A 10,529-nucleotide genomic window follows, 5' to 3' on the forward strand; every position below is an offset into this window, starting at 1 on the left:
GAATAGAGAGGCGTAGCTACCTCTCTATTACTCTCCAAACTTAATGTTATAGCGACGCTTAAACCACAGTAAAAATGGGATTTCAATCACGCTAAATGCGACAATCGTAAACACCACCCAATTACTCTTAAAAAACACTAACGAAAACTCGATATCCTTGCCATAGTACAAACTTCCAGACACGACTAAAGAAACCGCAGTAACCAATAAATCTTGTTTGCTGATACTGGCGAGACTTTTCTCTTTTAACTTTGGGTAAACGAATACGTAGGCCACAAAAAGTAGAATAAAGTTGAGTAAAATAAGCGTTAGCTCAGGTGACATGATTACCTCTATGCCTTGTGTGTCATTCGGCACAAGATAACATAATTTCTTAGCTTAATGCCTCGTTGAAACGCTTTTTATCTGATACTGAACAGGTATAATGGTGAATCCAACTTTTGAGGTGCACATGATCTCCAAGAATCAACAAAAACTACTTCGTGCTTTAGGGCAAAAAAAATATCGCAAACAACATGGCCTGTATTTAGTACAAGGCGAGAAGAATGTGATTGAGTTAGTTGATGCTGGGTTGGTCGTTGAGCAATTGTTCGCGACCAGTGAGTTCATGACAAAGTATAAATCCAAACTCGTTAATATTGCCTGTGTAGAAGCAGAAGAAGATGTGCTGAGTAAGGTGAGCACTTTAGTGTCAAATAATGCGGCGATAGCGGTCGTTGCAATGCCGCCAGCAGAAGAAGTCAATACTGCTGGGCTGGTGTTGGCATTAGATGGCGTCTCAGACCCAGGTAATCTCGGTACCATTATTCGTCTTGCTGATTGGTATGGATTAACGCAGCTTGTGGTGAGCGAAAACTGCGCGGATCAATTTAACCCTAAAGTGATCAGTGCCACCATGGGCTCATTTGTGCGTGTTAATGTGGTGAGAACCGATCTCGAGGCCTTTTTAAAGCAATATCAAGGCGAGTGCTATGGTGCATTCCTTGGTGGTGAGAGTGTGCATCAGTGCCAATTTAGTCGTAATGCCGTGTTGGTCATGGGCAGCGAGTCTCATGGTATTAGCGATACCATAGCGGCGCACATCAATAAAAAGGTGACTATTCCTGCGTTCGGTGGTGCTGAATCATTGAATGTGGCGATGGCTACCGGGATCATTTTGGATAATATCAAACGCTGTCATTGCTAACTCATAGATCTTACTAATGAATTGCCTTATTCTCAAAAGTAACCGCGAACAACAATAATAAGCTATGCGACTGAGTAGCATCAAACTGGCCGGCTTTAAATCTTTCGTAGAGCCAACCAAGATCCCGTTTCCTGACCAGATGACATGTGTGGTTGGGCCAAACGGCTGTGGTAAGTCTAATGTTATTGATGCGGTTCGCTGGGTACTGGGAGAAAGCTCTGCGAAAAACCTCCGTGGCGATGCCATGACGGACGTTATTTTTAATGGTTCAACCAAACGTAAACCTATCTCGCAAGCTTCTGTAGAACTGATTTTTGATAATACTCAAGGCCGGTTGCCCGGCACGTTTGCAGATCGTAATCAAATTGCCATTAAGCGCTTAGTAACGCGCGATGGCCAATCTCTTTATTTTTTAAATGGTAGTAAGTGCCGTAAGCGCGATATCACGGATATCTTTTTAGGTACTGGCCTAGGTCCTCGCAGTTACGCAATTATCGAGCAAGGGATGATCTCTCGCTTGATCGAAAGTAAGCCGCAAGAGTTAAGAGTTTTTTTAGAAGAAGCCGCCGGAATTTCAAAATACAAAGAGCGTCGACGAGAAACCCAAACTCGGATCAAGAGTACCCGCGAAAACATGGAGCGTTTGCTCGATGTTAGGCAAGAGCTACAGAGTCAGCTAGATAAACTGGCACTTCAAGCACAACAGGCGAGCGAATATAAGTCTTTAAAGTCGCAAGAGCGTGACTTAAAGTCGTGGATAGCAATTTTAAAGTGGCAAAGCCTTGAGCAAAAGCAGGCAATCAAAGCCAAAGAAATTGCCAAACTCAACGAAAAATTAGCATTTTTTAATGAAGCTCACAGTGGTCATGACAGCATTTTGGCGACGCTAGAACATGAAATTAAGCATTTCAATGATGGCTATGAGCAAGCACAGCATAGCGTGCACCGAATTGAAACCCAGTTGGCAACGCTTGAGCAACAGAAAGTCAATCTAACTGATAAAAAGCGTCAGCTCATTGAGCAGTCCCAAATACTGAAATCTCAACAGCAAGAAGTGATTGAGGCGCAAGATGAGCAAGCCGAGTATGTGGCGAGCAGCGCTGAAAAAGTCGCTGAAGTTTCTGAACGACTTGAAATTGCGCTATTGCAACTGGAAGAAATTCAACTCACAAATGAGCAAAATGACACAGAGCAAACTCAGTTAGAAGCGCAGTTTAGTGACGCACAGAAGCAGTACCAACAAATACATGCTCAAGTACAGCAAGGGGCAAGCCAATTAGCGCAACAACAGCAAGCTAAACTGCACATAGATAAGCGTCAGGCTGAGCTGCTGGAACAGGCCGAAACGCATCACGCATCTATGTTGGAAAATGACTTGGCTGAAGCTCAGGATGCACATCATCAGCTAGTTCAAGCGATGGCTAAATTACAAAGCCAAGCTAGTAAGTTGCAAGGCCAAGAGCAAACCAATAAAGAAGAAATCTTACTGGCGCAGACTCATGCTCAAAAAGCGCTTCAGGCGCTACAAGAAGTGCAATCTGAAATAAAAGCGTTATCACGCTGGGCAGAGGAAACGTCGGAGACTTCAGCTGCGACTATGTTATCGCAACTTGTTGTTGAATCTGGGTATGAAGAATGCGTGGAAGCGGCACTGCTTGGGTTGACGCATTTAGTCGTTGAGCAAAGCGAAATGAATACGCTATGGCCCATTGAACTCGAAGTTCCCGTTGATTCCGTCGCGACAAAAATAAGCTCAGGACTGTTCCCCAGCTTTTTAACGAAAATAAAATTATGTGCTGAACCTACAGACTTTAAATCGTGTGAACAATTCCTTCTCGGCGTGACGGTCAGTGGCGTTATTGTGGGGGATAACTTTAACGCCAAGGCGAAAAGCAATGAAGAGAGTGGCGCGTTAAAACGCTATGCCCAATTGCAGTCATGCCATACTCAGCTTCCTCATTTGCAACAACTCGCCGAAGAGGCTGAGCAGGTTGTAGCACAAAAGCGTATTGCCCTTGAAGACACGCAAGCTGGCTTATTAGAAACACAGCAATGCGTTCACGAAAAAGCCCAAGCGATCGCCAGCCATAAAACCAAAGTTGAAATGCTGGATGAGAATCTGAGCGCTTGGCGTGAGCAAGGACAAAAAATTCAAGAACAGCTTGATGCCATTGCTCAAGAACGAGACGAGGTCATCGAACAACTTGAACTTTATACTGAACAGCAATTACAACGTGATGAGTTGCTAGCGCAAGTACAACAAACACAACAACTGGCCGAGGCTAAGTTGGCCGAGTTTAAACAACATAGTCAATCTCGACGCGCCGCATTACAAGACGCGCAGCAATTAGTTCATACCACTAAACTTGCGTCGCAGCAGGCAGAAAGTGAACTACAGCTCAGTAATTCTAAGTTGGAACACTTGCAACATCGTCGCGATGAAATAAACCAACGCATCGAACAAACACAAGAAGACATTGTACTTTGTGAAGAGCCACTCGCGGAGGCACATGAAGATATAGAGTTATTGCTCGCCCAACATCTAGAAGCCAAAGCACAAAAGCAAACGATGTTGGATACGCTTAACCAAGCCAAGGAAAACTTCTCCCAAAAACAAGCGGCATTAAAAGATGCGCAAGGCGAAGTGAGTAAACTCAATGAGTCTTTGCAACAAGTGAAACTTGAAGAGCAAAGCTTGATGATAAAGGCGCAAGCGGCACTTGACCCCTTGCAGGAGCTTGGTCGGACGCTAAAAGCGGAACTGGCGCAATTACCTGAAGACGCGAATTTGGGCCAGTATCAAGCCAATTTGAGTCGAGTCAGTAATGATCTTGGTAAGTTAGGGGCTGTAAACTTAGCCGCAATTGAAGAGTTTGAAGAAGCGAAGGCACGCAAAACCTATTTAGATACACAGCTGGATGATCTCACGAATGCGTTAGAAACGTTAGAGGCGGTGATCAGAAAAATTGATAAAGAGACCAAAACCCGCTTTAGTGCCACCTTTAATCAAGTGAATGAAGATTTAGCCGAGTTGTTTCCTAAAGTGTTTGGTGGGGGGAATGCATATCTAGAATTGACTAGCGATGACCTGCTTGAAAGTGGTGTTTCTATCATGGCAAGGCCGCCTGGTAAGAAAAACTCGACAATTCATCTGTTAAGTGGTGGAGAAAAAGCGCTGACCGCATTATCATTGGTGTTCTCAATATTCAGGCTTAATCCAGCCCCATTCTGTATGCTGGATGAAGTAGATGCACCGCTTGATGACGCAAACGTAGGACGATTTTGTCGTTTGGTTGAAGAAATGTCGCAAACAGTGCAATTTATTTATATCAGTCATAACAAGGTCGCTATGGAAATGGCGGGTAGACTGACGGGGGTAACCATGGCAGAACCCGGGGTGTCGCGCATGGTTGCCGTAGATATAGAACAAGCGGTGCAAATGGCACAGGCATAACAACAAAAAAGGTGAGCAATGGCCACAGAGTTAAGATGGGCATTAATCGTGATCAGTGCGTTGGTCATAGGCGGGTTACTCATACATGGACTTTGGTCTGTTCGTAAGAAGAGCAGCGATAAAGTGTCTAAAAAGGAGCCCAATGAACTCAAAGAGCAAACGCCGAATCATGATAAAGAGCCTGACGAACCTGAAATTGGAGAGATGACCTTTAGTGCGGTGGATGACGAGCCTGCGACTGAGGGCATTATAGCGACTGAAGAGTCTGAAACTGAGGTGCAAACCGAGAACAGTGGATCTGAAGAGGTTGAGCTTGAAGAGAATGCGATAGAGCCACAAGACTTTATTATTCTTCACGTTGACATGCCTGAAGGCCTGAAAATGGCAGGTTCAAGGTTGTTACCAACCGTGTTAAGCCTTGGGTTTAAATATTCTGATGAGGGCTTCTTCAATCGCCATTTAGAGCCGTCCGGAAACGGTCCTGTGTTATTTAGATTGGTAAACATGTACAACCCAGGTACGTTTGATATCGATAACATGGAACAATTTAGCACCGCTGGCATTAGCCTATTTATGACCTTACCTTGTGAAGGCGATAACTTGGCTGCATTTAATATGCTTCACAGTGCATCGAAAAAACTAGCTGAAGAGTTTGGTGCAACCGTACTTGATAAAGACCGCGAGCCGTTAACGGTTGAAGCCGTGCGTGGTTATGTTGAAAAAGTGCGTGAATTCGCCGCTTAATCGCTACTTAGAATCATTTTTAAGCCACTGGCATCTGCTGGTGGCTTTTTACGTTTAGAGGTTTAAATGTCAGACAACATTGAAAGCCAAGTTGCAGCACTTAGGCAGCAACTCGAAGATTACAATTACCAATATTATGTTTTAGATAACCCAAGTGTGCCTGATGCAGAATATGATCGTGTGATGCGCCAGTTGATGACGCTTGAGCAGCAGCATCCTGAGTTACAAAGTCCTGATTCCCCATCGCAGAAAGTGGGTGGTGAAGCGCTTAGCAAGTTTGAGCAAGTAACACACAGAGTACCTATGTTGTCGCTCGATAATGCCTTCGACGAGAGTGAATTTACGGCATTTAATCGCCGTTTAAAAGAGCGCCTATTGACAAGTAAAGATGTTACTTTTTGCTGTGAACCAAAGCTCGATGGCTTGGCGGTGTCTATTTTGTATCGTGATGGTGTGCTCGTTCAAGCGGCGACAAGGGGAGACGGTCAAGTTGGGGAAAACATCACTGAGAACGTCAAAACCATTCGCAATATTCCGCTGAAACTGCGTGGAGAACATATTCCGCATGAAGTAGAAGTGCGTGGTGAAGTCTTTATGGATACCGCGGGTTTCATTAAGCTAAATGAAACGGCGCAAGCGAAAGGTGATAAGACCTTTGCAAACCCAAGGAATGCTGCAGCGGGAAGTCTGCGCCAATTAGACTCAAAAATTACCGCTAAGCGTCCGTTGATGTTTTATGCTTATTCTATGGGCTTGGTTGAAGGCGGTGAGCTGGCAAACGAGCATTATGCGCAGCTACAGCAATTACAAGGTTGGGGCTTGCCAATGAGCCCTGAGACAAAGCTTGTCGATAATGCACAGCAAGCTTTGGCTTATTATCAAGATATCATGACGCGCCGTGCTGAGCTTCCCTATGAAATTGACGGCGTTGTGATCAAAGTGAATGATAAAGCGCAGCAAGAGCAGCTTGGTTTTGTTGCTCGTGCGCCGCGCTGGGCGATTGCATTTAAGTTCCCTGCACAAGAAGAGATCACTCAGCTGCTTGATGTTGAGTTTCAGGTCGGTCGTACTGGTGCTATCACGCCCGTTGCACGTTTAGAGCCTGTTTTTGTTGGTGGTGTTACGGTATCGAATGCCACGCTTCATAATGGTGATGAAATTGCGCGGTTAGGTGTAAAGATTGGTGATACCGTTATTGTACGCCGAGCTGGGGATGTGATCCCTCAGGTAACTCAGGTCGTTTTAGATAGGCGTCCTGATGATGCCAAAGAGATTGAGTTCCCAGATACTTGTCCGGTGTGTGATTCTCATGTTGAACGTGTTGAAGGAGAAGCGGTTGCGCGTTGTACTGGCGGTTTAGTGTGCCGTGCACAACGTAAAGAAGCAATTAAGCACTTTGCATCGAGAAAGGCCCTCGACATAGATGGGCTTGGCGACAAAATAGTTGAGCAGTTAGTTGAGCGAGAGCTTATCAAGACGCCTGCTGATTTGTTTATCTTAAAGCAGGGCCATTTTGAGTCTCTTGAACGTATGGGGCCAAAGTCTGCTAAAAACTTGGTTGCGGCGCTTGAAGAAGCAAAGCAAACAACGTTAGCCAAATTTTTGTATTCGCTTGGGATCAGAGAAGTCGGTGAAGCGACAGCACAAAACTTGGCAAATCACTTCCTGACGCTTGAAAAAGTGATGGCCGCCTCCATTGATACTCTACAGCAAGTAAGTGATGTTGGTGTTGTTGTTGCGCAGCACATTCATAGCTTTTTTGCCGAGCAGCACAATCAAGAAGTGGTAACTGCATTGATCGAAGTGGGTGTAACTTGGCAAGATGTTGCAGCACCATCAGAGGATGCACAACCTTTAGCAGGGCTAACTTATGTATTGACTGGAACCTTGAGCCAATTGAACCGCAACGATGCTAAAGCGAGATTGCAAGCGCTTGGCGCTAAGGTCGCGGGTAGTGTGTCGAAAAATACGGATGCAGTTTATGCCGGCGAAAAAGCAGGCTCTAAGCTCACTAAGGCACAAGAGCTAGGTGTTGAGGTGTTCGATGAAGAGGCGCTGATCGCACTGTTAAACAAATACGAGTAGTAAAATGAAATCAGTAACACGATACGGCCCTGAATACTGGGATAAATATGGCGTTTATCGTACGCCAATCGCTTTTAATTTAGCGCTGGTCGTGTTGCTCCGCCCGTTGCTTATTTGGGTGTTTTCTGCACTTGCGAGACGCCCAGACTTGGATTTGATGTCGCTATTTTTTGAGTCTAAGTTTCACTTTTTTGTCGCGACAGGGATCGCTTGTATCGCGCTCATACCAACCGTTGTGTTTTCTCTTAGGCGACCAACAAGCTCTCCAAAGCTCGCTGCCGTCTGGCGTTATATGCGTTTGCCGCTTATATTAACAGCGGTACTCGATTTAGCGTGGTTGATCCTGCAAGCTGGGAAAACCCATTATAGTTTTTCTCCTTATATTGCTGTACAAATTGTGTTGGTGAGTTGGGTACTTTTATATTTAATTAAAAGCCGCTATCTAAGTTGCTTTTTTGGCGATTGGCCACTTCCTGTTGAAGAGCAAAAGACAGAAGTAAACAAGAGAGAGAATTGAGATGTTAAAGTGGTTAGATATACTAAACTTTGCCAGAAATGGTAATCCTGTTGCTCCTCGCAGAGTTGAAAAATCGGACCAGCAATGGCAATCAGAGCTTGCTCCAGAAATTTACATGATCACCAGGAAAAAGGGGACTGAACGCCCGTTTAGCTCACAAAGTTGTCAGCTTTTTGAACCTGGTAAATACTACTGTGTATGCTGTGGCGAGTTGTTATTCGATGCCGAAGAAAAGTTTGATAGTGGCTCTGGTTGGCCCTCGTTTACACAGCCTGCAGCAGTGGAAGCGGTTGCGTATCATGGCGATAAGAGTCATGGAATGACGCGCGTCGAAATCACTTGTAACGTGTGTGATAGCCATTTAGGTCACGTATTCCCCGACGGCCCTGAACCAAGTGGACTGCGTTATTGTGTTAATGCCCTTGCAATGGAAAAGAAATAGCTCAATTGCGATAAAACAAGTGATTACTCAAAGTCGAGTTTCATTTCATTTAGTTTAGCTTTGAGTTTACCGTAGCGGATCTGCTGTTCACTATCCAACTCAGACTGATTTAGCAAGGTAGTACAACGCTTTGCTAAATTGGAATTAAAAGTACTTCCTGACTTAGCACAACTATCACTCATACATTGCAGTAAATTTAGCGCTATTCCTGAGTTTTTAGGCATAATTCTAAATGCTTGAGTGAATGCCTCCAAAGCGGTTTCATATTGTCCTTTGTTAAACTGTGTGACCGCATGGTTATTCAGCTCTCTAGGACCCATAGTGATCTCTTTTTTCTCTTGTTGCTGCTGATATAGATAGTGCATTGTGATGGGATCTGCGCTTGAGTTATGGCGTTCACAGTGTGCAATAACTTGACTAAATAGCTCCTGAGCTTTGTGGTTTAACCCAACCTCATGTAGTGCTTTTGCTTTGTCTAAAGTGGAATCTACCGAGCGAATAACGGGTTCATCTTCTAACTGTTCTAGCAGTTGTTTCGCTTTTTTATGCTCATCTTTTAGATAATGGACGCGGGCGTTGAGGACATCGATTTGCGCTTGAGTTTGTGCGTTTGGAAATTGCTGTTTTAAATCACTCAGGTATTGTTGCGTTTGCCTTGTGAGACGAGTGACTTGGTCTGATTGATCGGTACTCAAGGCAAAGTCTATTCCTGCTCGTGCGGCGTTCAAATACACTTCTGGTTTGTCATGGATCGAGTAGCGCGCGAAACTTGCTATATCTTTATGCGCTTTATAGCTGGCTTCATAGTCGTGATTAATTTGCGCAACTCGACCAAGTGACTGTTGCCTATTTATGTTTCTGGGTGCCATCTCAATTGCTTGCTCTAACAATTGTTGGGCATTCTCATATTGGTTTAGTTTTATTTCGAGTTTGCTCAATAAATCGAGCGCAGGAAGACGAGTTTCCGGTCGCTCGATTAAGGTTTTCAACATCTTCTGAGCGATAACATCTTCATTGTTGGTAATGAGCGCCTCGACCAAGCCTAGCTTTGCCCATGTAAACTTTTGCAGAGCCAAAACCGACTTGTAAAAAGACTTTGCTTCTTCTAATTGATTGAGTCTGAGTAGAAGTTCTCCTTTTAGCTTTAGGAGTAGGGAAGTGTAGTTATGATCTTTGTTGTCTAGTTCTAGATCTAGCGCTTTTAAGGCCTTTGAATAGTTCTTATCGTCTACAAGCAAGTTTATATGCCTTAAAGCCTGTTTACGCTTTAAAACTCGTTCTATACGGTTTTGTAGTTCTTTTATTGAAAAGGGCTTAACTAAAAAGTCATCGGGTTGGAGTTCGATAATACTATGGACTAACTCGGGGCTAGTTTCAGAAGAAATAAAAATAAAAGCGGTACTTGAGCGAATTAACTGTTTGGACCGTAACTCTTCATAAAATTGATAGCCATTTTGCTTTTTTGCTAAACCAAAAGAGCATACGATGAGATCAAACTTATTGATAGTGCAAAGCTCTTTTGCACTGTCTGCACTTTCTGCAAATTTTAAATTTCTGAAATCTAACTGTTCTAAAGATTGTTTCATATAGCTCAATGCTAATGGTTGATCTTCAACGATTAACATTTTGGCATTTTGAATAGATGGAGCTGACATAGAAACAATTTTTAGACAATGGCTTTGCTTCTAGTCTAGTACTTAGGTGTAGTTTTGAAAACAAAAATTAACTCATTTTTAGTAGGTTAGTCTATTTAGCTTATCCCAACTATTTACTGAGGTTAGTGTCAAAATAGTTAAGGGTATAAGCAAAATTTGGGAGGCTGGGTAGAGTATCTAATTAGTTAGTAAATGAGAGAAACGAGGTTGTTTCTATGGACTTTATGGCAGGTTTAAGTTTATTCAGTTTGATGTGCTGTTTGAGTATGTGATAAGTAATAACGACTGTACGGAAAGTGAAGTGGTGTAATGGATTTAAAGCTGTGACTTTAGCCTTAGTGCGATGTTTTGCATCGACCACTCTATCTAGAAAATAAAGTGGTGGGTTGTACTGGACTTGAACCAGTGACCCTCGCCTTGTAAGGGCGATGCTCTCCCAACTGAGC

Annotated in this window: 9 protein-coding genes; 6 read left to right on the forward strand and 3 right to left on the reverse strand. The window is 43.8% G+C overall.

Features of this window, described 5'->3' with window-relative positions:
* Positions 1–27: 27 nt before the first annotated feature.
* The gene (locus MHN32_RS15065) at positions 28–324 is read right to left on the reverse strand and encodes a hypothetical protein (RefSeq protein ID WP_010378819.1); all 297 of its coding nucleotides are present in this window, start codon (positions 322–324) and stop codon (positions 28–30) included.
* A 127-nt stretch (positions 325–451) separates the two neighbouring features.
* On the opposite strand from MHN32_RS15065, the gene MHN32_RS15070 reads away from it, so the two are divergent.
* The 6 genes from MHN32_RS15070 (at position 452) to msrB (ending at position 8,428) form a co-directional block, all read left to right on the forward strand.
* The gene (locus MHN32_RS15070; protein ID WP_239422233.1) at positions 452–1,186 is read left to right on the forward strand and encodes an RNA methyltransferase; all 735 of its coding nucleotides are present in this window, start codon (positions 452–454) and stop codon (positions 1,184–1,186) included.
* Positions 1,187–1,250: 64 nt separating this feature from the next.
* Positions 1,251–4,640 (forward strand): AAA family ATPase, encoded by a 3,390-nt coding sequence (locus MHN32_RS15075; RefSeq protein ID WP_239422234.1) that lies wholly within the window; start codon positions 1,251–1,253, stop codon positions 4,638–4,640.
* Positions 4,641–4,658: 18 nt separating this feature from the next.
* On the forward strand, positions 4,659–5,384 hold the full coding sequence (gene zipA / locus MHN32_RS15080; protein ID WP_102057497.1) for a cell division protein ZipA: 726 nt from the start codon (positions 4,659–4,661) through the stop codon (positions 5,382–5,384).
* 66 nt (positions 5,385–5,450) lie between these two features.
* Positions 5,451–7,469: an NAD-dependent DNA ligase LigA gene (ligA, locus tag MHN32_RS15085; protein ID WP_239422235.1), complete on the forward strand. Its 2,019-nt coding sequence runs from the start codon at positions 5,451–5,453 to the stop codon at positions 7,467–7,469.
* Between the two features lie 4 nt (positions 7,470–7,473).
* On the forward strand, positions 7,474–7,986 hold the full coding sequence (locus MHN32_RS15090; protein WP_045990300.1) for a DUF2919 domain-containing protein: 513 nt from the start codon (positions 7,474–7,476) through the stop codon (positions 7,984–7,986).
* Between the two features lies 1 nt (position 7,987).
* Positions 7,988–8,428, forward strand: a complete 441-nt coding sequence (gene msrB / locus MHN32_RS15095; RefSeq protein WP_039491435.1) for a peptide-methionine (R)-S-oxide reductase MsrB — start codon at positions 7,988–7,990, stop codon at positions 8,426–8,428.
* A 23-nt stretch (positions 8,429–8,451) separates the two neighbouring features.
* Here msrB and MHN32_RS15100 read toward each other — a convergent pair whose 3' ends face one another.
* A complete protein-coding gene (locus MHN32_RS15100; RefSeq protein ID WP_010378834.1) occupies positions 8,452–10,083 on the reverse strand; it encodes a response regulator in 1,632 nt (543 codons plus the stop codon).
* Positions 10,084–10,264: 181 nt separating this feature from the next.
* The coding region (locus MHN32_RS15105; RefSeq protein WP_239422236.1) for a hypothetical protein at positions 10,265–10,529 on the reverse strand (265 nt) is incomplete at its 5' end.

It is taken from the genome of Pseudoalteromonas sp. Of11M-6 (genome assembly GCF_022347905.1).
Classification (GTDB): domain Bacteria; phylum Pseudomonadota; class Gammaproteobacteria; order Enterobacterales; family Alteromonadaceae; genus Pseudoalteromonas.